This is a genomic window from Stenotrophomonas sp. SMYL8 (genome assembly GCF_036320065.1).
GTDB lineage: Bacteria > Pseudomonadota > Gammaproteobacteria > Xanthomonadales > Xanthomonadaceae > Stenotrophomonas > Stenotrophomonas maltophilia_A.
On sequence record NZ_JAWIRR010000003.1, the window covers coordinates 135,969 to 158,974 of the forward strand.

26 protein-coding genes are annotated in these 23,006 nt (G+C 67.3%); 13 read left to right on the plus strand and 13 right to left on the minus strand.

The annotated features are described in order from the left end of the window. Window positions 1-120: 120 nt before the first annotated feature. From V3B25_RS04430 to purE, 3 genes are all read right to left on the minus strand, one after another. A complete protein-coding gene (locus V3B25_RS04430) occupies window positions 121-462 on the minus strand; it encodes a carboxymuconolactone decarboxylase family protein (protein ID WP_004152082.1) in 342 nt (113 codons plus the stop codon). A gap of 111 nt (window positions 463-573) precedes the next feature. Then, on the minus strand, window positions 574-1,722 hold the full coding sequence (locus tag V3B25_RS04435; RefSeq protein ID WP_032128885.1) for a 5-(carboxyamino)imidazole ribonucleotide synthase: 1,149 nt from the start codon (window positions 1,720-1,722) through the stop codon (window positions 574-576). After that, on the minus strand, window positions 1,719-2,222 hold the full coding sequence (gene purE / locus V3B25_RS04440) for a 5-(carboxyamino)imidazole ribonucleotide mutase (protein ID WP_329810177.1): 504 nt from the start codon (window positions 2,220-2,222) through the stop codon (window positions 1,719-1,721). The genes V3B25_RS04435 and purE overlap by 4 nt, the downstream gene beginning before the upstream one ends. Before the next feature lie 58 nt (window positions 2,223-2,280). On the opposite strand from purE, the gene V3B25_RS04445 reads away from it, so the two are divergent. The 4 genes from V3B25_RS04445 (at window position 2,281) to V3B25_RS04460 (ending at window position 4,893) form a co-directional block, all read left to right on the plus strand. Then, window positions 2,281-2,550, plus strand: coding sequence for a Trm112 family protein (locus tag V3B25_RS04445; RefSeq protein WP_032128883.1), 270 nt, complete (start codon window positions 2,281-2,283; stop codon window positions 2,548-2,550). Continuing rightward, window positions 2,547-3,398, plus strand: coding sequence for a carboxylating nicotinate-nucleotide diphosphorylase (gene nadC / locus V3B25_RS04450; RefSeq protein WP_049423252.1), 852 nt, complete (start codon window positions 2,547-2,549; stop codon window positions 3,396-3,398). Before V3B25_RS04445 ends, nadC begins: the two co-directional genes overlap by 4 nt. A 75-nt stretch (window positions 3,399-3,473) precedes the next feature. Then, a complete protein-coding gene (locus tag V3B25_RS04455; RefSeq protein ID WP_329810179.1) occupies window positions 3,474-4,475 on the plus strand; it encodes a DUF2272 domain-containing protein in 1,002 nt (333 codons plus the stop codon). Window positions 4,476-4,542: 67 nt separating this feature from the next. Beyond that, window positions 4,543-4,893: a DUF3301 domain-containing protein gene (locus tag V3B25_RS04460; RefSeq protein ID WP_049423257.1), complete on the plus strand. Its 351-nt coding sequence runs from the start codon at window positions 4,543-4,545 to the stop codon at window positions 4,891-4,893. A gap of 85 nt (window positions 4,894-4,978) precedes the next feature. Here V3B25_RS04460 and V3B25_RS04465 read toward each other — a convergent pair whose 3' ends face one another. The 7 genes from V3B25_RS04465 to V3B25_RS04495 form a co-directional block, all read right to left on the minus strand. After that, the gene (locus V3B25_RS04465) at window positions 4,979-5,431 is read right to left on the minus strand and encodes a ClpXP protease specificity-enhancing factor (RefSeq protein ID WP_019659028.1); all 453 of its coding nucleotides are present in this window, start codon (window positions 5,429-5,431) and stop codon (window positions 4,979-4,981) included. A gap of 84 nt (window positions 5,432-5,515) precedes the next feature. After that, window positions 5,516-6,151 (minus strand): glutathione S-transferase N-terminal domain-containing protein, encoded by a 636-nt coding sequence (locus tag V3B25_RS04470; RefSeq protein ID WP_005408842.1) that lies wholly within the window; start codon window positions 6,149-6,151, stop codon window positions 5,516-5,518. Window positions 6,152-6,285: 134 nt separating this feature from the next. Then, window positions 6,286-7,035, minus strand: coding sequence for a cytochrome c1 (locus V3B25_RS04475; RefSeq protein ID WP_032128878.1), 750 nt, complete (start codon window positions 7,033-7,035; stop codon window positions 6,286-6,288). Further along, window positions 7,028-8,287 carry a cytochrome bc complex cytochrome b subunit gene (locus tag V3B25_RS04480; RefSeq protein ID WP_329810182.1) on the minus strand — a complete coding sequence of 420 codons (1,260 nt, stop codon included), beginning with the start codon at window positions 8,285-8,287 and terminating at the stop codon, window positions 7,028-7,030. Before V3B25_RS04480 ends, V3B25_RS04475 begins: the two co-directional genes overlap by 8 nt. Continuing rightward, complete coding sequence (gene petA / locus V3B25_RS04485) at window positions 8,287-8,907, minus strand: ubiquinol-cytochrome c reductase iron-sulfur subunit (protein ID WP_049423262.1); 621 nt, start codon at window positions 8,905-8,907, stop codon at window positions 8,287-8,289. Before petA ends, V3B25_RS04480 begins: the two co-directional genes overlap by 1 nt. A gap of 194 nt (window positions 8,908-9,101) precedes the next feature. Next, a complete protein-coding gene (locus V3B25_RS04490) occupies window positions 9,102-10,028 on the minus strand; it encodes a lytic transglycosylase domain-containing protein (protein WP_329810183.1) in 927 nt (308 codons plus the stop codon). Window positions 10,029-10,074: 46 nt separating this feature from the next. Further along, entirely contained in the window at window positions 10,075-11,043 is a 969-nt protein-coding gene (locus V3B25_RS04495; protein ID WP_049423265.1) for a WYL domain-containing protein, read from the minus strand. 80 nt (window positions 11,044-11,123) lie between these two features. Between V3B25_RS04495 and V3B25_RS04500 the strand changes: the two genes are divergently transcribed. Both V3B25_RS04500 and miaB read left to right on the plus strand, forming a co-directional pair. Then, the gene (locus V3B25_RS04500) at window positions 11,124-11,744 is read left to right on the plus strand and encodes a glutathione S-transferase family protein (protein WP_049423267.1); all 621 of its coding nucleotides are present in this window, start codon (window positions 11,124-11,126) and stop codon (window positions 11,742-11,744) included. Between the two features lie 204 nt (window positions 11,745-11,948). Continuing rightward, window positions 11,949-13,367, plus strand: coding sequence for a tRNA (N6-isopentenyl adenosine(37)-C2)-methylthiotransferase MiaB (gene miaB, locus V3B25_RS04505; protein ID WP_049399909.1), 1,419 nt, complete (start codon window positions 11,949-11,951; stop codon window positions 13,365-13,367). A gap of 79 nt (window positions 13,368-13,446) precedes the next feature. On the opposite strand, the gene V3B25_RS04510 is transcribed toward miaB, so the two are convergent. From V3B25_RS04510 to V3B25_RS04520, 3 genes are read right to left on the minus strand one after another with little or no spacing between them, the layout of a single operon-like run. Next, window positions 13,447-14,559 (minus strand): ABC transporter permease, encoded by a 1,113-nt coding sequence (locus V3B25_RS04510; RefSeq protein WP_049423269.1) that lies wholly within the window; start codon window positions 14,557-14,559, stop codon window positions 13,447-13,449. Further along, a complete protein-coding gene (locus V3B25_RS04515) occupies window positions 14,556-15,479 on the minus strand; it encodes an ABC transporter ATP-binding protein (RefSeq protein WP_049399907.1) in 924 nt (307 codons plus the stop codon). The genes V3B25_RS04510 and V3B25_RS04515 overlap by 4 nt, the downstream gene beginning before the upstream one ends. A gap of 20 nt (window positions 15,480-15,499) precedes the next feature. Further along, a complete protein-coding gene (locus V3B25_RS04520; RefSeq protein ID WP_329810184.1) occupies window positions 15,500-16,456 on the minus strand; it encodes an HlyD family efflux transporter periplasmic adaptor subunit in 957 nt (318 codons plus the stop codon). Between the two features lie 483 nt (window positions 16,457-16,939). Here V3B25_RS04520 and V3B25_RS04525 point away from each other — a divergent pair, with 483 nt between their 5' ends. The 7 genes from V3B25_RS04525 (at window position 16,940) to V3B25_RS04555 (ending at window position 22,867) form a co-directional block, all read left to right on the plus strand. Continuing rightward, window positions 16,940-17,926 carry a PhoH family protein gene (locus V3B25_RS04525; protein ID WP_005415936.1) on the plus strand — a complete coding sequence of 329 codons (987 nt, stop codon included), beginning with the start codon at window positions 16,940-16,942 and terminating at the stop codon, window positions 17,924-17,926. Next, window positions 17,923-18,408, plus strand: coding sequence for an rRNA maturation RNase YbeY (gene ybeY / locus V3B25_RS04530; RefSeq protein ID WP_049399905.1), 486 nt, complete (start codon window positions 17,923-17,925; stop codon window positions 18,406-18,408). The genes V3B25_RS04525 and ybeY overlap by 4 nt, the downstream gene beginning before the upstream one ends. Before the next feature lie 62 nt (window positions 18,409-18,470). Then, the gene (locus tag V3B25_RS04535; protein WP_329810185.1) at window positions 18,471-19,058 is read left to right on the plus strand and encodes a hypothetical protein; all 588 of its coding nucleotides are present in this window, start codon (window positions 18,471-18,473) and stop codon (window positions 19,056-19,058) included. Next, window positions 19,058-19,645 carry a hypothetical protein gene (locus V3B25_RS04540; protein WP_329810186.1) on the plus strand — a complete coding sequence of 196 codons (588 nt, stop codon included), beginning with the start codon at window positions 19,058-19,060 and terminating at the stop codon, window positions 19,643-19,645. The genes V3B25_RS04535 and V3B25_RS04540 overlap by 1 nt, the downstream gene beginning before the upstream one ends. A 64-nt stretch (window positions 19,646-19,709) precedes the next feature. Continuing rightward, window positions 19,710-20,591 carry a transporter associated domain-containing protein gene (locus tag V3B25_RS04545; RefSeq protein WP_005408827.1) on the plus strand — a complete coding sequence of 294 codons (882 nt, stop codon included), beginning with the start codon at window positions 19,710-19,712 and terminating at the stop codon, window positions 20,589-20,591. Next, window positions 20,588-21,838 carry a DUF4105 domain-containing protein gene (locus V3B25_RS04550; protein WP_329810187.1) on the plus strand — a complete coding sequence of 417 codons (1,251 nt, stop codon included), beginning with the start codon at window positions 20,588-20,590 and terminating at the stop codon, window positions 21,836-21,838. The genes V3B25_RS04545 and V3B25_RS04550 overlap by 4 nt, the downstream gene beginning before the upstream one ends. Window positions 21,839-21,844: 6 nt before the next feature. After that, complete coding sequence (locus tag V3B25_RS04555) at window positions 21,845-22,867, plus strand: magnesium and cobalt transport protein CorA (RefSeq protein ID WP_012510579.1); 1,023 nt, start codon at window positions 21,845-21,847, stop codon at window positions 22,865-22,867. The last annotated feature ends 139 nt before the right edge of the window (window positions 22,868-23,006 follow it).

Sequence of the window (23,006 nt, forward strand, 5' to 3'; positions counted from 1 at the left end):
CGCTCCGCCCGCGCCCCCCCCCGGGGGCCGGGCCGCCCGCTGGCCGGCATCCCCATACGCGCACGAACATACCCGATCTGCCGGCCAGCGGCCGGCACTACCGGGAAACAGTACGGAGCTTCACGCGCTCTCGTGCGCGGCCACCGCGTCCATCACCCGTGCCGAGTACACCAACGCGGCGCCTGCATTGAGCGACACTGCCACGCCCAGCGCCTCGGCGATTTCCTCGCGGCTGGCGCCGTGCTTCAGCGCTGCATCCACATGCACGGTGATGCAGCCGTCGCAGCGGGTGGTCACTGCCACGGCCAGCGCGATCAGCTCGCGGGTCTTGGCATCCAGGTGGTTGGTCTGCGCGCCGGCATTGGCCAGTGTGGCATAGCCCTTGACCGTATCCGGCGAGAGCTTGCCGATCTCGCCGATGCGGCCCTTCAGTTCCTTGCGGTAGGCATTCCAGTCGAGCATGGTCGTGACTCCTGTGAAAGGAGCCCACGCTACCACCGGGAATGTTGCGCCGATGCCTGCACCGGCGCGCCACATCGTTGCATTGCCGGCCGGCGGCCGGCAGTACCGGGTTCAGCGGTTGCGCAGCGCGTGTACCGCCGGCGCCACCTGGGCCTGACGACCCAGCTCCAGACCCACCTGGTCCAGTGCATCGGCCAGTGCATCAGCAGCATCATCGCGCAGCGTGGCATGACCGACCTTGCGGCCCTCACGCGGCTCCTTGCCGTAGTCGTGCCAGTGGCCGCTGGCCTGGGCCAGCACCGGCGCCGGGTCCGGCATCGCGCCCAGCCAGTTCAGCATGCAGGCATGGCCGAGCATGCGGGTGCTGCCCAGCGGCAGGCCCAGCACGGCGCGCAGGTGATTCTCGAACTGCGAGGTCTCGCTGCCTTCGATGGTCCAGTGGCCGGAGTTGTGCACGCGCGGCGCCATCTCGTTGGCCAACAGCTCGCCATCGCGGCAGAACAGCTCCAGCGCGAACACGCCTACATACTGCAGGTGCTCGGCGACGCGACGGGCATAGCCGATCGCGGCCTCGTGCTCGGCGGCCGACAACACGGCCGGCGCCACGCTGGCCGACAGCACGCCGTCGACGTGCCAGTTGCCGGTGACCGGCCAGGCCTCGAAGCTGCCATCGCGGCCACGCACGGCAACCACGCTGACCTCCCGCTGGAAGGCCACGAAGCCTTCCAGGATCAGACCAGTACGCTCGACCTGCGCACCCAGCGCATCCCATGCGGCATCGATGTCGGCCTCGCTGCGCAGGCGGAACTGACCCTTGCCGTCGTAACCGAGGCGGCGGGTCTTGAGGATGCACGGCAGACCGAACTCGGCAGCCTTCGCGGCCAACTCGTCACGGCTGCGGATGTCAGCGAAGGCCGGCAGCGGAATGCCCAGCTGCTGGAACAGGGTCTTCTCGCTCAACCGGTCCTGGGCCACGGCCAGTGCGGCCGGCGGCGGGTAGACCGGCACGCGGTCGGCCAGGAACTGCGCGCTGTCGGCCGGCACGTTCTCGAAATCGAACGTGACCACGTCGACCTTGGCCGCGAAATCCGCCAGCGCCTGGCGGTCATCGAAGGCACCGACGGTGAGCGGCGCCAGCGGGCCGCTGCAGGCGTCGGCTGCGGGGTCGTACAGTTCGAAGCGCAATCCCAGCGGCGCACCGGCCAGTACCATCATGCGGGCGAGCTGGCCGCCACCCAGGATGCCCACGGTCAGGCTCATTGGCGCGGATCGTCGTGGGCCATCACGTCTTCGGTCTGGCGTGCGCGGAACGCGTCGAGCGCCTGGCCGATCGCCCGCTGGTCACTGGCCAGCATCGCGGCGGCGAACAGCGCGGCGTTGGAGGCGCCGGCATTGCCGATGGCGAAGGTGGCGACCGGGATGCCGGCTGGCATCTGCACGATCGACAGCAGCGAATCCATGCCGTTGAGGGCCTTGGACTGCACCGGCACGCCCAGCACCGGCACGGCGGTCTTGGCGGCGATCATGCCCGGCAGGTGCGCGGCCCCGCCGGCACCGGCGATGATCGCGCGCAGGCCACGCGGGCCCGCCTGCTCGGCGTAACTGAACAACACATCCGGCGTCCGATGCGCGGACACTACCTTCACTTCGAACGGAACACCCAGAGCTTCAAGCTTCTGGGCGGCGTGCTGCATGGTTTCCCAGTCGGAACGGGAACCCATGACGATGCCGACAAGCGGCGCGATCGGGTTGGGGGTCATTGGCCGTCACCTGCCTTAAAGACGTATTCTAGCCATCTTCCACGCAAGACGAAGAACCATGGATCGCAAGCTGCTCGACCTGCTGGTGTCACCGGACACCCGCCAGCCCCTGTCCCTGCTGGATGGCAAGGGCTTGGAAGCCCTCAACAAGGCCATTTCCACCGGCGCGGTGAACAAGGCCGATGGCAACCCGCTGGCGCAGCCGCTGCGCGAAGCGCTGGTCACCCGCGATCGCAAGCAGGTGTTCCGCGTTGACGACGGCATCCCGGTGCTGCTGGCCGAGGAAGCCATCCCGACCGCCCAGATCGCCGACTTCCCGGCCGCATGAGCGCGCTGCCGACGCCGGATGCGGCCGTTGTCGCCGCCGATGTCGCGCGTGCGCTGGCCGAGGACCTGGGCAGCGGCGACGTCACCGCCGCCCTGCTGCCCGACCAGGCCGACAGCGCCTACCTGCTGTGCAAGCAGGACGGGGTGATCGCCGGCCGCCCCTGGTTCGACGCCACCCACCGCGCACTCGATCCGGACGTGCGCATCGAATGGCATGTCTCCGAGGGCGACACGGTCACCGCCGGCACCGTGCTGGCCCTGCTGCACGGCCGAAGCCGCAGCCTGGTCAGCGCCGAACGCACCTCGCTGAACTTCCTGCAGACGCTGTCCGGCACCGCCACGACCACCGCACGCTACGTGGCGGCCGTGGCCGGTACCGGCACACGCATCCTCGACACCCGCAAGACCCTGCCCGGCCTGCGCTTGGCGCAGAAGTACGCGGTGCGCTGCGGCGGTGGCGAGAACCATCGTTTCGGCCTGTACGACACGGTGATGCTGAAGGAAAACCACATCCGCGCTGCCGGTTCACTGGCCGCAGCCGTGGCCGCCGCGCGCCGGCAATGGCCCGCGCTGCCGCTCGTGGTCGAGGTGGAAGACCTGGCACAGCTGCGCCAGGCGCTGGAAGCCGGTTGCGAACGCATCCTGCTGGATGACTTCAGCCCGGACCTGCGGCGCGAGGCCGTGCGCATCACGGCAGGCCGCATTCCGCTGGAAGTATCCGGCAGCGTGGGCCTGGGCGGCCTGCGTTCGATCGCCGAGGACGGCGTGGACTGCATCTCCATTGGCGGCCTGACAAAGCACGTGCAGGCGATTGATCTGTCGCTGAAGCTGGGCCCGCCGCCGGGCTGAGGCCTGACCCGGTTCTCACACCCGGCGTTCACGACAGCGCTGCGACGCTGCGGTCATCCCCCACAGGAGCCGCGCATGCGCCGGATGCTCTTGCCTGCCTGCCTGCTGCTGGCCGCAGCCCCCTTGTCCGCCGCGGCCGCCGAAGCCTGCGATGTGCCGCCCCGCTTCGGCCTGAGCCCGTTGGCGGTGGCCATCCGCAATACCGCCTGCGACGAGCACCGGCTGTGGTTCCGGCCCTTCATTGATCGCGATGGCCGCGCCGCCAGCCTCAGTGTCACCGAGGCCGAAAGCGATCACCTGGCCGACAACGGCCTGATCGCCTGGCAGCGCGTGGCCGGCTACTGGCGCAACAGCGGCACGCTCAACGCAATGGGCAGCATCGCCGGCGCCAACAGCTGCCTGGCACCGCTGGGTACGCGCTACACCGACAGCGACTGCCGCGCCTTCCTGGTCGACAACCCGTGGTCAGCCGCGTTCATTTCCTGGGTGATGGTGCAGTCCGGCGTTCCCGGCTTCAACACCTCGCCACGCCACATCGACTACATCCGTGCCGCGTACCAGGGCGGCCCCTCGGGCGTGCCGTACCGGTTGGTCGATCCCGCGACCGCAAAGCCCGCACCGGGCGACCTGCTGTGCTTCCTGCGCGACCGCAGCACCACGCTCAGCTACAGCGGGCTGGTGCAGGCACTGGGCAATGGCTCGGTGGGCCACTGGAAATCACATTGCGAAGTGGTGGTAGCGGCCAATCTTGGCGGCGACCAGACCCTGTACCTGGTCGGTGGCAACGTGATGAACACCGTGGCGATGCGGTTGCTGCCGCTGGACCGCACCGGGCTGATCAAGCTGCCGCCCGCGCGCGAACGCAACAGCACCGGCATCGACCCCAGCTGCACGCCGGGCCGCGAGGACGAATGCAGCTTCAACCGGCAGGACTGGGCAGCGCTGCTGCAGTTGACCGCCACATCACCGCTGGTGATGCCCTCTCCGACTGCGACGCCGATGCAGCCCGCCCCGACACCGCAACCGGTCATCGTGCCCGCGCAACCGGTATCCAGCGAACCGCAGCCGCGGCGGTGAATCCAGCGCTTGATCCAGCGCACGTTCGCCGCCATCTTTGCCGGATCGACCTCTGACGGCTGACGCCATGCCCACCCTGCTGCTGTTGCTGATTGCCGGCGGAATCATCTATTTCTTCTGGAACGCTGCGCGTTCGGCCGCCGAGCGCGCGGTCGAGCTGGGACGCAATGCCTGCCGCGCAGCCGACGTGCAATGGCTGGACCAGGCGGTGCACGCTACCGGCCTGCGCCTGTCGCGCGGCGAGGATGGCCGGCTCGGTTTCGAGCGCACGTTCAAGTTCGAGTATTCCTACGATGGCATCGATCGCCACGTGGGCCGCATGGTGCTGCGCGGCGACCAGTTGATCTCGTTCACTGGCCCGGGCGCGGCGCGGATCAGCCAGATCCGGCCGGATGCGGAGGATGCCGAGGATGTCTAAGGGCTTTGGGTGCCGACCAACGGTCGGCACCCACCGGTAAATCCTGTAAAGGAAAACGCCGCCCATCGGGGCGGCGCCAGAGGGATTACTTGACCACGCGCAGGTTCGGGCGACCCTTGGGCGGCGGACTGGCCGGCGGGGTATCGTCCGGCGGCGTGCCTTCCTCGTGCAGCAGTTCGTCGCTGGTCGGCGCAGTTTCGCTGCCCGGAATGTCATCCGGCAGTGCCATGCCCTGCCCGGTCTCGCGGGCATAGACGGCCAGCACGGCACTGATCGGCACCTGCACCGGGTAGCTGGTGCCGGAGAAGCGCGCCGAGAAGCTCACCATCTCGTTGTCGATCATCAGCCGCACGACAGCGCGTTCGGCGATGTTGAGCACAACCCGGCCATCCTTGACCGCCGAAGGCGGGACCTGCACGCCGGGGACGCCGGCGTCGACCAGGATGTGCGGGGTCAGCTGGTTGTCGTTGATCCATTCCACCAGCGCCCGCAGCAGGTACGGGCGGTGGCTGGTCATGTGGAAGAAGTCTTCGGTCATGCGTGAAGTGTACGCGCCCGGCGCCCTGCCGGGGCGGATCGCCTGCACGCCGGTCGGCGTGCAGACGGGTAACGCATGCCCGGATCAGACCGGCAGATCGCGCAGCTTCTTTTCCTGGTCGGTCAGGCTGCGGACGAAACCGGGATGGCGGAAGATGCGGTTGCCGTAGTCTTCAATCGCCTTGCCGTCCTTCGGCAGCGGCACGTCCAGCGACTGCAGGCGCCAGATGATCGGCGCCATCGCGCAGTCGGCCAGGCTCATTTCCGGGTTGAGGAAGAACTTGCTGGCCTTGAACAGCGGCAGCGAGGCGGTCAGCAGCTCCTTCAGGCGCTTGCGGCCGGCCTCGGCCTGGGTCTTGTTGCCCAGCTGGATGGCCTGCACCTGCGGTACCCAGTCGTGCTCGATGCGCAGCATGGCCAGGCGGATGCGCGCACGCGACAGCGGATCAACCGGCATCAGTGGCGGATGCGGATAGCGCTCGTCCAGGTATTCGCTGACCACCGACGCCGCGTACAGCACCAGCTCGCGCTCGACCAGGGTCGGCACCGAGTGGTACGGATTGAGATCGATCAGGTCTTCAGGCGGGTTCTGCGGATCGACCGGAACGAAGTCGAACGTGACCCCTTTCGCCGCCAGCACCAGACGTACACGGTGGCACAGCACATCGTCGTTCGAGGAAAACAGCGTCAGTGTATTGCGCATGCGTACGCTCGCCGCCATCAAAGGCTCTCCCACGACAGGAGACCGCCTGCCGCATCGGCGCCGCCGGCACCGTGCCAGCGATCGACTCCTCCCCGAGTGTGCAACCGACCATCACAAAAGCCAATAGGCCCGTGTGATGGTCGGCGGCAGATTCAGTGAACGTCCTTCCAGTATTCCTTCTTCAGCAGGTACAGCAGGAAGGTCAGCAGGGCCAGGAACAGGATCACCCACACGCCCAGCTGCTGGCGCTTGAGCGCGGCCGGTTCGCCGGCGTATTCGAGGAAGTTGGTGATGTCACGCACGGCCTGGTCGTACTGTCCGGCATCGACGTTGCCTGGCGTTTCCAGGCGCAGGCCGGTCACCGGCGGATCCATGCCCGGCGCCTCCGGCTTGCCATGCACGGCATGCTGCAGGCCCTGCATTTCCCACAGCGGGTTGGGCATGGACGCGTTGGCGAACAGCGCGTTGTTCCAGCCCAGCGGCCGGCTGCTGTCCAGGTAGAACGACTTGAGATAGGTGTAGACCCAGTCACTGCCGCGCACGCGCGCGATCAGACTGAGGTCCGGCGGCATCTTGCCGAACCACTTCTCGGCGTTCTCCTTGGGCATCGCCACCGGGATCGGGTCGCCGATCGCCGAGCCGGTGAAGTTGAGGTTGTTCATCACCTCTTCCTCGGTCAGGCCCAGGTCCTGCGCCATCCGCGAATAGCGCAGGTACTTCAGCGCATGGCAGCCGGAGCAGTAGTTCATGTACAGCTGCGCGCCGCGCTGCAGCGAGGCGCGGTCACCGAGATCGTTGCCGGCCTGCAGCAGCTTGGTGCCGCCTTCGGCGGCGGAGGCCAGGAAACTGCCCAGCATCAGGGCGGCCGTCAGGGCCAGCCGGACCATCCAGCGTTCAGTCATGGGTGGTCACCCTCTCCGGTACCGGCTTGGTCCTGTCCAACCTTGTCCATAGCGGCATGGTGATGAAGAACGCGAAGTACAGGAAGGTCAGTACCCGCCCGATGTAGGTCTCGTGCACGTCGGTGCCTGGGCCGGAACCGATCACGCCCAGCCAGACGAAGCACACCGCCAGTACGCCCAGCATCACCTTCGAGATCCAGCCGCGGTAGCGCACCGATTTCACCTTCGCCTTGTCCAGCCACGGCACCAGGAACAGGATCGCGATGGCCGAGAACATCACCAGCACGCCGCCCAGCTTGTTCGGCACCACGCGCAACATCGCGTAGTACGGCGTGTAGTACCAGACCGGCTTGATGTGCTCCGGGGTCACCAGGCGGTTGGCCTCGGTGAAGTTGTCGTGCTCCAGGAACAGGCCGCCGAAACCGGGCGCGAAGAAGATGATGAAGGCGGCGATGATCAGCAGGAAGCCGGCACCGACGCCGTCCTTGAGCGTGTAGTACGGGTGGAACGGAATGCCGTCGGCCGGCGCGTTCGGCGACCAGCGGTTGCCCTTCGGCCCCTTCTTGATCTCCACGCCATCGGGGTTGTTCGAACCCACTTCGTGCAGCGCGCCCAGGTGCAGCACCACCAGCAGCAACAGCACCAGCGGCAAAGCGATGACATGCAGCGCGAAGAAGCGGTTGAGCGTGGCGTCACTGGGCAGGTAGTCGCCCATGATCCACTCGGTCAGGCCGTTGCCGATCACCGGTATGGCGCCGAACAGCGAGATGATCACCTTGGCGCCCCAGAACGACATCTGGCCCCATGGCAGCACGTAACCCATGAAGGCTTCGGCCATCAGTACCAGGTAGATCAGCATTCCCAGGATCCATACCAGCTCGCGCGGCTTCTGGTAACTGCCGTACAGCAGGCCGCGGAACATGTGCAGGTAGACCACGATGAAGAACAGCGAGGCCCCGGTGGAGTGCATGTAGCGGATCAGCCAGCCCCACTCCACATCACGCATGATGTATTCGATGGAGCCGAACGCCTCGGCGGCGTTGGTCTTGTAGTGCATCGTCAGGAAGATGCCGGTGACGATCTGGTTGACCAGCACCAGCAGCGCCAGCGAACCGAAGTAGTACCAGATGTTGAAGTTCTTCGGCGCGTAATACTCGGTGACGTGCTTGCGGTAGACCGGCATCAGGCCCGGCGCGCGGGCATTGACCCAGTCGGCGACGCCGCTGGCGGTACGGCTGAGGATATTGGCCATCAGGCAGCCCCCTGCGGATCAACACCGATGATGATGGTGTTGTCGTCCTGGTAGTGGTGCGCGGGCACCTTCAGGTTGATCGGCGCCGGCACGTCCTTGAAGACGCGGCCGGACATGTCGAAACGCGACTTGTGGCACGGGCAGAAGTAACCGCCCTTCCACTGCGGATCGTAGGGCTCGGGCCGGATCTCGGCGACCATTTCCGGCGAGCAGCCCAGGTGCGTGCACAGCCCGACCAGCACGGAGATCTCCGGCTTGATCGAGCGCAGCTCGGGGTTCTGCTTCAGCACGTACTCCGGCTGCTGGTCCTTCTCGCCGGACTCGGGGTCCTTGAGACGGCCGTCCAGCCCGTGCAGCGCATCGAGGATCGCCTTGGACCGTTTGACGATCCAGATCGGCTGGCCACGCCATTCCACGATCAGGCGTTGGCCTTCCTGCAGGGCGCTGATGTCGGCCACCACCGGTGCGCCGGCAAGCTTGGCGCGGGCACTGGGATTCCAGGATTTGATGAAAGGAACTGCGGTGAATCCGACGCCGACGGCGCCCACCACGGCTGTGGTGGCAGAAAGAAAACGCCGACGTCCGGTGTTGACTGGATCGTGTACCCCATCGTTGGCCATCCGGCACTCCGATATTGATTAGGTAGCTTTAAGGCTGCCAGCGGATCCGGTGGGGGCCAGAGCCGCATTGAATCATGGGCGAGTGTAGCGGAACCGTCGCGCGCCACACAACGCATTGCAACAACTCTTTCAGATGCGTGCCGCCTGACAGTCGGCGCCTACCTGTTCAAGGAGTGCCGACCAACGGTCGGCACCTACTGGTGACTCAGGGCGGTGCGGTAACGCTCGGCCAGCTGCCCGACCCGGCGCACGTAGTACTGCGTCTCGCTGTAGGGTGGCACGCCACCGTGGCGGTCGACCGCGCCTTCGCCGGCGTTGTAGCCGGCGGCAGCCAGGGTCAGGTCGCCGTTGAAGCGCTTCAGCAACCACGCAAGATACTGCACGCCACCGCGGATGTTCTGCCCGGCATCGTAGGAGTCACTGACCCCGAAACGGGCCGCGGTCGGCGGCATCAGCTGCATCAGGCCCTGCGCGCCAGCGCGGCTGAGCGCGGTCGGGTTGTAGGCCGACTCGGCGTGGATGATGGCGCGCACCACGGCTTCGTCGACGCCGAACTCGCGCGCGGCCGAGGTGATCTCGGTCTGGAACGCGGTGGTGTTCAAGCGCACCGAACCGAAGTCCACGCGTGGATTGACCCCGCACGCGTAGCAGCGCTCCATGAAGCTGTAGCGGATGGTCCGCACCGGGCCGAGGTTGGCCACCTGGGTCGGGCGCGCACTGGTGTAGTGGCGCACGCCGTCCTTCATGAAGGAATAGACCTGGCCGCTGACCATGCGTCCGGCGCGCGGGGCGACCGGCTGTGCTGGAGCAGCTGCGGGCGCGGATGCAGGTGTCGGCGCGGCCGCTGCCGGCGTTGCGGCGCTCGCGGCAACGGCCACCGGATTGCGTTCGATGCTGGCCACCGCGGTCGGCGTCGGCCTTGGCGCGGCCACCACCGGGCGCGGCGCCGGACGGGTGTCGCGGCTGTAGCTGATGGTGCTGCAGCGCGCACCGGCCACCCGCTTGCTCACATAACTGGTGACGCCGTCAGGGCCCTGGCACTTGTACAGGGTTCCGGCGCTGGCCGGCGCAGCGGTCAGCGCAGCGATGATGATCGCCGTTGTCCCCAGTATCCCCTTCATGGCGGCGAGTGTCCCAGCTTCGCCGGGGCTTGCCAAGCGATGTGGCTCAGCCTGTGACCGACGGCACAGCCAGCACCTGGCCCAGCCCGGCCAGGCGCTGGGCCAGTTCGTCGCGCAGGCCCGGCGGCGTGGTCCACAGCGCCACCGGCACCCGGTCCAGGCTCAGGATCTGCGCCAGCATCATGCCCCGGCTCTCAGCACCCATGCGCAGCAGGCAGTGCTCGGCGCCGTCCGCCTCCAGCACTCCGCACCAGGGCGGAATGCGACCTTCCAGTTCAGCGCGGCTGCCGGCCAGACGGACGATGGCCTGCAGCGCGAACGGGGCCTGGCTGACCGCCTGCCGCACCATCACGTCCGGCGGCGCGGGGGTGCGCCGGTGCATGCCCGGCTCTGCACATTCCCGCACCGTTCCCATCCGGTCCACGCGCAGGGTACGCCAGTCCTGGCGTCCCAGATCCCAGGCCAGCAGGTACCAGCGCCGCCCGTAGTTGACCAGGTGCTGGGCCTCGACCTCGCGCAGGGTGACGGCCTCCTGCGCACTGCGGTATTCGAAGGCCAGCCGTGACGCCTGCCGACAGTACTGGGCCAGCCGCCCGAGCACGCGCGCATCGGTGGACGGAAGATCGGACAGGGTGGCGGTCGCTGCATGCACCTCGCCGGCCTGCTGGCGGCGACGGGTCGGCACCAGCGGGTCGAGCTTGGACAGCAGGCCACGCGCGGTGTCGTCAATGCCGGCGACGGTGGCCGAGGCCGCGCGCAGGGCGATGGCCAGGGTGGTCGCCTCTTCCTCATCCAACAGCATGGGAAGTACGGGTGCCCCTGCCCCCAGCTGGTAGCCGCCGCCAACCCCGGATGAGGCCTGCACCGGATAGCCCAGTTCGCGCAGGCGCTCGATGTCACGACGGATGCTGCGCCGGTCCACGCCCATGCGCTCGGCCAACTCGGCCCCGGACCACTGGCGACGGGCCTGCAGCAGGGCGATCAGGCGCAACAGTCGATGGGCGGTATGGCGCATGAAGGATCGAGGACAGAAGTCGTCCGCAATAGTGCCCCAGGATGAGCTCCAGTTCACCACCCACCGCAAGGAGCAATGCCATGACATCCCGCCAGATCACCCTGTACCACGCCGCCCGTTCACGCTCGAGCGGCGCCGTGGCCCTGCTCGAAGCGCTGGGTGCCGACTACCGCATGCAGGTGCTGGACCTGAAGGCCGGCGCCAACCTGGCCCCGGCCTACCTGGCCATCAACCCGATGGGCAAGGTACCGGCCATCGTCCACAACGGCGCACTGGTGACCGAGCAGGTGGCGATTTACCTGTACCTGGCCGACCTGTACCCGGAAGCCGGGCTGGCCCCGCCGATCGGCGACGCCCTGCGCGGCCCCTACCTGCGCTGGATGGCCTTCTACGGCGCCTGTTTCGAGCCGGCGATGATCGACAAGGCAATGCACCGCGAGCCGCCGCCGCGCCTGATGTCGCCCTACAACGACGCCGAGACCGTGCTGCAGGTGGTCGAGGCCCAGCTGGCGCAGGGGCCGTACCTGCTCGGCGAGAGGATGAGCGCCGCCGACGTGCTGTGGGGCAATGCGCTGGCCTGGACCACCGCCTTCGGCCTGGTGCAGCCGGCGCCGGCAACGGCTGATTACATTGCACGGATGAGTGCGATGACCGCTTTCGACCGTTCGCGGCAGATCGATGCGGAGCTGGCAGCGGCCTGAGGCATGCCGACGGGCGCGGCCGGGCGCTACCGGGGGGGGGCGGACCCGGAATTCCAGTAGATCCACGCCACGCGTGGATGACCCGCCCGCCGTGCCTGCGGGACGGAAAGCAGCCAGGCATGGCCTGGCTCTACTGGGCCGGCGCGCGCGCTGGGATGCGGGTAGAATTGCCCGCTTTCCCGCCACCCGAATGGATTAAGCGCCATGACCGGGACGCCAGACGTCTTTCCGCCCGCCACGCCGGGCGGTACCCCGCTCGTTGCCCTGCCCGCCGGTCCGCGCAAGCCCGACCAGGTGAAAGGCAAGCTGTACATCAAGACCCACGGTTGCCAGATGAACGAGTACGACTCGGCCAAGATGGCCGACGTGCTTGCCGCCAGCGATGGGCTGGAACTGACCGACAGCCCGGACGACGCCGACGTCATCCTGGTCAATACCTGCTCCATCCGCGAGAAGGCGCAGGAGAAGGTGTTCAGCCAGCTGGGCGTGTGGAAGGGCCTGAAGAACAAGGGCCGCGAGGTCATCATCGGCGTGGGTGGCTGCGTCGCTTCGCAGGAAGGCGAGGCAATCATCAAGCGCGCGCCGTTCGTCGACCTGGTGTTCGGCCCGCAGACCCTGCACCGCCTGCCGGAACTGATCCGTGCACGGCGCGAGCAGAAGCGCCCGCAGGTGGACATCAGCTTCCCCGAGATCGAGAAGTTCGACCGCCTGCCGGAACCGCGCGCCGAAGGCGCTTCGGCCTTCGTCTCGATCATGGAAGGCTGTTCCAAGTACTGCTCGTTCTGCGTGGTGCCCTACACCCGCGGTACCGAAGTCAGCCGCCCGTTCGAGGACGTGGTGGTGGAGGTGGCGCAGCTGGCTGCACAGGGCGTGCGTGAGATCAACCTGCTCGGCCAGAACGTCAATGCCTACCGCGGCCCGTATGGCGACGGCGAGTTCGCCGACCTCGGCCTGCTGATCCGCACCATCGCCGAGATCGACGGCGTCGGCCGCATCCGCTTCACCACCTCGCACCCGCTGGAGTTCAGCGATTCGCTGATCGACGCGTTCCGCGACGTGCCGCAGCTGGCCAACTTCCTGCACCTGCCGGTGCAGGCCGGCAGCGACCGCGTACTGTCGGCGATGAAGCGCGGCTACACCGCACTGGAATTCAAGTCGAAGATCCGCAAGCTGCGCGCGGTGCGCCCGGACATCTCGATCAGCTCGGACTTCATCGTCGGCTTCCCCGGCGAGACCGATGCCGATTTCGAGAAGACCATGAAGCTGATCGAGGACATCGGCTTCGACCACAGCTTCTCCTTCATCTATTCGCGCCGCCCGGGCACCCCGGCGGCCGACCTGGAGGACACGATCAGTGATGCCGAAAAGCACGCGCGCCTGTCGCGCCTGCAGGAGCGCATCAATGCGCACGCCGCCGGCATCTCCGAGAAGATGGTCGGTACCGTGCAGACCGTGCTGGTGGAAGGCCCTTCGCGCAAGAACCCGAACGAACTGACCGGCAAGACCGAGAACATGCGTTCGGTGAACTTCCCGGCGCCGGCGCGGTTGATCGGCCAGTTCGTGGACGTGGTGATCACCGAAGCGCTGACCAATTCGCTGCGCGCGCGCGTGGTGGCGGAATAAGGTTAGGGTGTGCCGACCAACGGTCGGCACCCACCGGAGTTGATGCCGGCCAGCGGCCGGCACTACCGGATGGCATGCCTCAATCCAATCGCTTGCGGAAACGCAGGATCGCCAGCGTCATCATCACCACGATGAAGGCCAGCAGCGCCAGTGCATCGTGCCACAGCTCCCACAGCGAGGCGCCGCGCAGCATGATGCCGCGCACCAGGCGCAGGAAGTGGGTCAGCGGCAGCACTTCGGCCAGCCACTGCACCGGCCGTGGCATGCCGGCGAACGGGAACATGAAGCCAGACAGCAGGATCGACGGCAGGAACAGGAACAACGTCATCTGCATCGCCTGGAACTGCGAGCGCGCGCGCGTTGAGATCAGCAGGCCCAGCGCCAGGTTGGCCAGCACCAGCAGCACCGCGGCCAGATAGATGTCCAGCAGGCTGCCGCGGATCGGCACCTGGAACAGCCAGGTGCCCAGCACCAGTACCAGCGTGGTCTGCAGCAGACCGATGGCCGCATAGGGCAGCACCTTGCCGACCATCAGTTCGCTGCGCGACACCGGTGTGGCGATCAGCAGTTCCATGTTGCCGCGCTCGCGTTCGCGCACCACCGCTACGGCCGTGAACATCACCAGGGTCATGGTCAGGATCACCCCGATCAGGCCCGGCACGATGTTCACCGCCGAACGCCGCTGCGGGTTGTAGAAGCTGGTCACGCTGATCGGACCACCGGCGATGCTGCCTTCGCGCAGCGGCCACGTGTTGCTGGTCGGGCGCGTATCCAGCGGCACCTGTGCCAGCTGGATCGCTGCGCTCTGTACCACGGTGTCGCTGCCGTCGACCAGCACCTGTACCGCCTCGCGTCCATCGAAGCGACGACGCTCGAAGTCGGCCGGCACCACGATGCCGACACTGATTTCGCCACGGCGCAGCGCCTGCATCAGTTGATCGGGCGTGTACGCCTCGCTGCGCGGCGTGATCACGCCGGTGGCGACCATGTCCTGCACGAGCGCGCGTGACGCCGCGCTGTTGGCCTGGTCAGCGACACCGGCGTTGAGATGGCGCAGGTTGAGATTGATCGCGTAGCCGAACAGCAGCAGCTGCATCACCGGAATGCCGACGATCATCGCCAGCGTGATGCGGTCGCGGCGCAGCTGCCGCAGCTCCTTGAGCATGATCGCCCACAGGCGGCGCAGGTTCATGCCGCCGGCTCCCGGCCACGGCCGCGGGTGGCCGCCACGAACACGTCTTCCAGGTTCGGTGCCACCGCCTCGATGCGGGCCTGCGGATCGGCGCTGGCCAGCGCGCGCCGCAATGCGGCGGCGTCCGCGACATCCTCGCTGCACAATACCCGCAGCTGGGTGCCGATCTGCGCCACGCTCAGCACGCCGGGCAGCTCAGACAGTGCGCGGCTGGCCTGGCGCGGCTGCGTCGAGGTGACCTGCAGCGTGCGGCCGTCCAGCCGTGCACACAGTTCGGCCGGCGTGCCGTCGGCCACCAGTGCGCCACGATCAAGGATTGCCAGCCGGTGGCAGCGCTCGGCCTCGTCCATGTAGTGGGTCGACACCAGCACCGTGGTGCCGGCATCAGCCAGCTCGAACAGGGCTTCCCAGAAATCGCGGCGCGATTCGGGATCGACCGCACTGGTCGGCTCGTCCAGGAACAGCAGTTCGGGCGAATGCACCACGGCACCGGCCAAGGCCAGGCGCTGCTTCTGGCCACCACTGAGCGTGCCAGCCAGTTGTGGCTGGCGGTCCTGCAGCCGGTATTGCTGCAGCAGTTCGTCGACCCGCTGCCGGGCCTGTGCGCGCGGCAGGTCCTGGATGGCGGCGAGGAACTCCAGGTTCTCGCGCACCGACAGATCTTCATACAACGAGAAGCGCTGGGTCATGTAGCCGATGCGTCGGCGCAGCGCTTCGGCCTGCTCGGGAACCGCCAACCCCAGCACCTCGATCTGCCCTGCGCTGGGTTCCAGCAGGCCGCACAGCATGCGGATGGTGGTCGACTTGCCAGACCCGTTCGGGCCCAGAAAACCGTATACCTGTCCGCGCGGTACGGTCAGGTCGACGTTGTCCACGGCCAGCAGCTCGCCGAAGCGGCGGGTCAGGCCCTGCGCATGCACCGCGATGTCCGCACCGGTGTTCAGAAGCGCACCTGTACCGGCAACCCGGCCGGGAGCTTATGCATGTCCGCAGCCTCGTCCACTTCGATCTCGGCCAGATAGCTCAAGCGCGCGACGTCGTCGCCGGTCAATGCGTAGTACGGCGTGAACGAGGGCTCGCTGCGGATCGAACGCACGCGCCCCTTCAGCACGGTACCGCCCCCTTCCAACTGCACCTGTGCGGCCTGCCCGACGGTGACCTGCAGACGCAGCGGCTGCGGCAGGTAGACGCGCGCATAGGGGCGCTCGCCGACCAGCATCACTGCCAGCGGCGCACCGATCGGTGCCTGGTCACCCTGCCGGTAGGGCAATGCATCGACTACCCCGTCGCGCGGTGCACGCAACTGCAGCTTCTGCAGGTTCACGCTCTGTACCACCTGCTGTGCCCGTGCGGCATCGGCGGCCGCCTGGCCCTGGGCGATATCCTGCACACGGCTGCCGTGCACCCGCTCCAGCCAGGCCTGCTCGGCAGCACGCACGCTGGCCTCGGCATTGCCGGCGGCGGCGCGTGCTCGATCCAGTTCAGCGGCGGCAATCAAGCGCTGCTGCGCCAACGGCTGGACCCGTCGGTAATAGGCACTTGCTTCGGCAGCCTGTGCGCGCAACGCGGCCAGTTGTGCCTGGGCCTGAGCGATCTGCTCCTGGCGTGGGCCGATCTGCAGTTCTTCCAGCTGCGCCTGCGCACGCGCCGTATCAGCCTGCGCTGCGGCGAACTGCGCGTCTCCCCGCGCCGGGTCCAGCTGCATCAGCACGGCCCCGGCCTTGACCTGCTGGCCCTCGCGCACCTCCACCGTGGCGATCACTTCGGCCGCCGGTGCCGGCACCGTGATCCGGTCCCACTCCAGCGTGCCCAGCGCAGTCGGCGTTGACTGCCCACACCCCACCAGCAGGCCGATGCCCGCCAGTCCGATTCCACGCATCCCGTTGCCGATGCCCATGCCATCCCCTCCTGCGACGGCGACACGGTGCCATGTGCCCCGTGCACCCTCAATGATTCCAATCAGCCCTGACGGTTTTTTCACCACGCGTGGGCAAGCCTTTTGCTGCAAGGCTCCGCACCACCTATCCACAGGTTGATTCGGCATCATTCCACAACCGTTGTGGAAATCCGGCACGACCTGGCGCTGTTGCTCGCCGGGCAACGAAACCTGCACTGCCATCACGATGAATGCCCCCCGCGCAGGCCCCCCGTGGCAGTGCTGCCGTAGCGACCGGCGACCATGACGCTTTTTTCACCAGGACCTCATGGGCCTTGTGGCACAAGCATTGCGAAGGTCTATCCACAGGTTTCCGCGTGCCCCGTCCACACCGCGTGTGGAAAACGCTGTATCGACCGTCTGCTGGCTGTGTGCCCCGCACGCGCGCTACCCTTGTCCTCCCTGAATACACTGCGGTGGAAGGCGTCCGCCCCACCCCAAGCAATGAAAAGCATCGATCATCGAGACTTCACCCTGTCGCCGGAAGACAACGAGCGACTGGCCAACCTGTGCGGCCCCTTCGACGGGCACCTGCGCCAGATCGAGCTGAAGCTCGGCGTGGAGATCGCAAATCGTGGCTTCGTGTTCCGCATCAGCGGCCCCAACGAAGCCATCGTCGAGGCGCAGAAGCTGGTTGAAGCGCTGTACGCCGAAGCCGGCGAAACGACCTTCGACAACCACGCCATCCACCTGCGCCTGGCGCAGGCCAATGTCGAGCAGATCGCCGAGCGCTCCTACGAAGCACAGGACGTGGCGATCAAGGTCAAGCGCGGCACGGTGCGCGGCCGCGGCGCCAACCAGGGCCGCTACCTGCACCAGATCGCCACCCACGACATCAACTTCGGCATCGGCCCGGCCGGTACCGGCAAGACCTTCCTGGCCGTGGCCAGCGCGGTCGAGGCCCTGAATGAATCGCGGGTTCAGCGCCTGATCCTGGTGCGCCCAGCGGTGGAGGCCGGCGAGAAGCTGGGCTTCCTGCCCGGCGACCTGAGCCAGAAGGTCGATCCCTACCTGCGACCGCTGTACGACGCCCTGTACGAGATGATGGGCGTGGAAAAGGTGGTCAAGCTTCTGGAGAAGAACGTCATCGAGATCGCGCCGCTGGCCTACATGCGCGGCCGCACGCTCAACGATGCGTTCGTGATCCTGGACGAAGCACAGAACACCACCATCGAGCAGATGAAGATGTTCCTGACCCGCCTGGGCTACGGCTCCACTGCGGTGGTCACCGGTGACCTGACCCAGACCGACCTGCCCAAGCACGTGAAGTCCGGCCTGCGCGACGCCATCGACGTGCTGCGTGAGGTCGAGGGCGTCAGCTTTACCTTCTTCGAATCCCGTGACGTGGTCCGCCACCCGCTGGTCGCGCGCATCGTGAGCGCGTACGACCGCCGCGACCTGCATCAGATCCAACCTGGAGCAACTCCATGACCCGTGGTCCCGTGCGATTGGACGTCGCCGTCAGCTATGCCCTGCCGCGCGCCGGCCTGCCGGCGGCAGTGAGCTTCCGCAAGTGGGTGGCCGCCGCGTTGAAGGGCCGCATCCGCGAGGCAGATCTGGCCATCCGCGTGGTCGATGCCAAGGAAGGGCAGTCGCTGAACCGCCATTACCGCGGCAAGGACTACGCCACCAACGTGCTCAGCTTCCCGGCCGAAGTGCCGGAAGGCCTGCCCAAGGGCGTCAAATTCCCGCTGCTGGGTGACCTGGTGATCTGTGCTCCGGTCGTGGCACGGGAGGCCGATGAACAGAGCAAGGCGCTCAATGCCCATTACGCGCATCTGACCGTGCACGGCGTGCTGCACCTGCTCGGCTGGGACCACGAGGACGACAAGGAAGCCGAGGCGATGGAGCAGCTGGAGCGGGAAATCCTGGCCGAGCTGGGCATCGACGATCCATACGCGGGCGAGCGCTGAGCGGGCCACCGCCCGTCGCCAGGAACACGAGAGGAACAAGGATGACCTCGGGAAACGGCTCAATGATGTTTGTGATCGGCGCCACCTTGTTCACCATGCTGCTGGTGCTGGGCGCGTATGCCGTGCGCCGCATCAGCGCCCGCGACCCCAGCGGCAGGCACTGGCTGCTGCGCAGCGTGGCCCTGCTCTCGCCCGTGTGCCTGCTGACCGGGCTGGCGATCGGCATGATCGGCCCGCACCTCAGCGGACGGTTGGAACCGGCCCATCTCCCCGGTCTGCTTGAAACGTCGATGGTGCTGACGCTGGTGGGTGCACTGACCCTTCCGGTCCTGTGGCGGATGATCGTGCATCGCCGCCTGGGCCGCTCCGTGAACGCACTCCCGTTCTTCCACGCCAGCCGCACCTCGCTGCTGGTGCTGTTCGTGCTGGCTGTGATCTACATGAAAGTGGCCAGGACCGCGGCAGCGGAACTGATGCCCTGGCTGACCAGCCCGGGCCTGTGGCCGGCGGTGGCGCGCATCGCGGGGCAAGCGATGCAGGTCGCCATGCTTGCGGTCGTGCTGACCCTCTCACTGATGGTCGTGCGGCGGGCGATGACCGGTTTCCTGCGCCTTCTCACCGGGCTGTTCCGGCGCTCGCCGGGGCTATGATGGCGGCCCTTCGCCTGCGGAAACCGACCGTGTCACTGCGCTGCTGCCTGCCCCTGCTCTGTGCCCTCGCCGCTCCCGCCGCCTTCGCCACCAGCCTGGACCTGCCGGCCCTGATCGAATGCCGCCAGGGCGTGGCCGAGCAGGCCGCGCTGGCGCCGCTGCTGTCCGATCCGCTGAAGGCCGTGGCCCAGGGCCTGCAGCCGCTGCCGCAGGGCAACCAGTTCATGAGCGAGTTCCGGCTGGCCGGCCCGATCACCGTCTTCGGCCAACAGACCGAGCGGGTGGCGGTGGCCGGCGCCAGCATCATGGCGGTGCTCGACCAGGCCGACCCACGCCCGCTGGCCAAACGGCTGGGATTGGAGACCGGCTACGACCAGGACGGCAAGTTCATGGCCGGCCGCGAACTGGTCAGCCGCGACGTGACCGACCCGAAGACCGGCGAGGCCCAGATCGAGTCGATCATCCTCAGCGTCTCCACCGTGGCCTCCCACCCCGGCAAGACCCTGGCCGGCTGCACCTACAGCCTGGACCTGCCCGAGGAAGAGCCGGCCCCGGCCGCCCCAACCCCGGCCACCGGCAGTCACTGACAGGCCGTCACATCCTGCTAGACTTGGGTCAACGCCCGGCCTGCCGGGTGCCTTTTTTCCAGAGATGTCAGAAGACGACAGTAGTAGCTCCCCTGCGGAGCACAGTGAAAAGAAGCGCGGCTGGCTTGAACGCCTGACCTCCGCCTTCTCCGGCGAACCCCATACCCGCGACGAGCTGGTCGCTGTCCTGCACACCGCGCAGGAAGAGGGTCTGATCGCCGCCGATACCCTGAAGATGATGGAAGGCGCCATTTCGGTGGCCGAGCTGACCGTGGGCGACGTGATGATTTCGCGCTCGCAGATGGTCTCGCTGCCGGTTGAAGCGCCCTTCCTGGAACTGATGAAGCAGGTGGTCGAATCCGGCCATTCGCGCTTCCCGGTGCACGGCGAGAACAAGGACGACATCCTTGGCATCCTGCTGGCCAAGGACCTGCTGCGCGGCGTGGTTGCCGACAACGGCCCGGCCAACGTGCGCGAGCTGCTGCGCCCGGCGGTGCTGATCCCGGAAGCGAAGAAGCTCAACGTGCTGCTGAAGGAATTCCGCCTGTCGCGCAACCACATGGCCATCGTGGTGGACGAGTACGGCGGTGTCGCCGGCCTGGTCACCATCGAGGACGTGCTGGAACAGATCGTCGGCGAGATCGACGACGAGCATGACGAGGCTGAAGATCCCTCGGCGCAGATCGCCATCCAGTCTGACGGCCAGTACGTGGTCGACGCGCTGACCCCGATCGGCGACTTCAACGAGCGCTTCGGCGCGACGTTCTCCGACGAGGACTATGACACCATCGGCGGCCTGGTCACCGAGGCCGTGGGCCATCTGCCGGAAGTCGGTGACGAGCTGGCGCTGGATCGCTTCATGTTCCGCGTGGCCCGCGCCGATGCGCGCCGGGTACAGGCCTTCCACGTGACCGTGCTGCCGCCGGACGCGCAGGACGACGCTTGAAGCGCCGCGGCCTGATCCTCATGGTGTGGCTGGCACTGTGCGTGCTGGCCATGGCCCTGCCGCTGGCCGCCTTCGCGCAGCCGGTCGCAGCCACACCTGCCGTACCCGCGACCAACGCTGAAGCCCCTGCCCCGCGCATCGGCGTGGTGACCATGCAGCCGGGCACCGTGTTCTTCGAACGCTTCGGCCACGACGCCATCGTCGTGGTCGATCCGGTCAGCGGCGAGGCAACCTCGTACAACTTCGGCTACTTCGATCCGTCCGAGGACGATTTCATCAGCCGCTTCGCGCGCGGCGACATGATGTATTACCTGGTGGCGCTGCCGTTGCAGCAGGACCTGTCCTACTACGACGAGACCGGCCGTGGCGCCAGCGTGCAGTGGCTGGACCTGCGCGCGGACCAGGCGCGTGCGCTGGCCGCCGACCTGGCCGAGCGGGCCAAGCCGGAAAACGCGCGCTACCACTACGATTACTACACCGCCAACTGCGCCACGATGGTGCGCGACACGGTGGACAAGGCATTGGGTGGCGGCCTGCAGTCGCAGCTGTCGGGGCGCTCGCGCGGCAACACCTACCGCAGTGAATCGGTCCGCCTGGCGTCGCCGGCACCGTGGATGTGGCTGGGCTTCGATGTCGGCCTTGGGCCGTTCGCCGACCAGCCGCTATCGCGCTGGCAGGAAGCCTTCGTGCCGATGCGCCTGGCCGATGCGCTGCGCCAGGCACGCAACAGCGATGGCCGTCCGCTGGTGCAGTCCGAACAGGAACTGCTGCCGCATCGTATCGATGCGGAGCCGAAGGAATTCGCGCGCCGCTGGTGGCCATGGCTGCTGCTCGGGCTGATCGTGGCCGGCGGCGTGCTGGCGCTGCGCAACCGCCCGCGCCTGCTGGCCGGGCTGGCCCTGCCGTTCTGGCTGCTGTGCGCCCTGTTTGGTGGCGTGCTGGTGTTCCTGTGGGGCTTCAGCATCCACTACGCCGCGTGGGCCAATCGCAACCTGCTGTTGCTTTCGCCGCTGGCCGTGCTGCTGTTGCCGGGTGCAATCGCCCTGCTGCGTCGTCGCGTGCCGGGCCGCATGTTCAGGATCGTGCTGTGGCTGCTGGCGGTACAGGCGGTGGCCGCGCTGGTACTGCACTGGCTGAGCCTGCAGGCACAGTACAACGTGCAGTGGATCGTGCTGCTGCTGCCCGTCCACGTCGCGCTGGCATGGGTGCTGGGGCGTACTCCTCACTTGTCCAAAACACAGCCCTGACGCACGATGGCGGGCATGTCATTGCCCGCCTCTGCTGCCGCGCCCGCCTCGGCCAACCCCGCCTGCGTCATCAACTGCGTCCACTACGATGACGAGGGCAAACGCCACGACATCACCCTGGACGCCATCAGCGATGTCATTGCCAGTGGCAATGGCTTCGTCTGGGTCGGCCTGTACGACCCCAATGATGATGTGCTGTTGAAACTGCAGGAAGAGTTCTGCCTGCACGACCTGGCCATCGAGGATGCGCGCAACGCGCACCAGCGGCCCAAGGTCGAGACCTACGGCAATTCCATGTTCGTGGTGGTGACCACCGCGCAGATGGTCGACGAGCGCATCCAGTACGGCGAAACCCATGCCTTCCTCGGCCCGCGCTTCCTGGTGACGGTACGCCATGGCGCGTCGCTGTCCTATGCCCCGGTGCGTGCGCGGGTGGAACGCGAGCCGCAGCTGCTGAAGATGGGCCCGTCGTACTGCCTGTACGCGGTGACCGACTTCGTGGTCGACAACTACCTGCCCATCGTGCACCGCTTCCGCGACACCCTGGAGCTGCTGGAAAAGGACATCTTCGCCGACACCTACAAGCGCAGCACGGTGGTGCGGCTGTACGAGCTCAAGCGCGAGCTGAACAAGATGCGGATGGCGGTGGCACCGCTGCAGGACGTGCTGGCGCAGCTGCGCCGCTACCAGGGCGAGCTGATCCCCGACGAAGTGAAGCTGTACATCCGCGACGTGCACGACCACGCGGTACGCATCAGCGATGTGATCGACACGCTGCGCGAGATGCTGGGCACCGCGCTGAGCGTGAACCTGTCGCTGGTGACGCTGGCGCAGGGCGAGACGGTCAAGCGCCTGGGCGCATGGGCCGCGCTGCTGGCGGCGCCGACGCTGATCACCAGCTGGTACGGCATGAACTTCAGCCACATGCCGGAGCTGAGCGAGCCGTGGTCGTACCCGCTGATGATCGTGGGCGTGGGCGGTGTGTGCGTGGGGCTGTACCGGTTGTTCAAGCGCGCGAAGTGGTTGTGAGGGGTATCGACCAACGGTCGATACCCACCAGGCACGTGGGCATCGATACCCACCAAACCGGTAGGCCACGACCGTTGGTCGTGGCGCATGACCCGCTTCTGGTAGTGGCGGGGGCGGGGCGCGGCCCCCCGCCCACCGC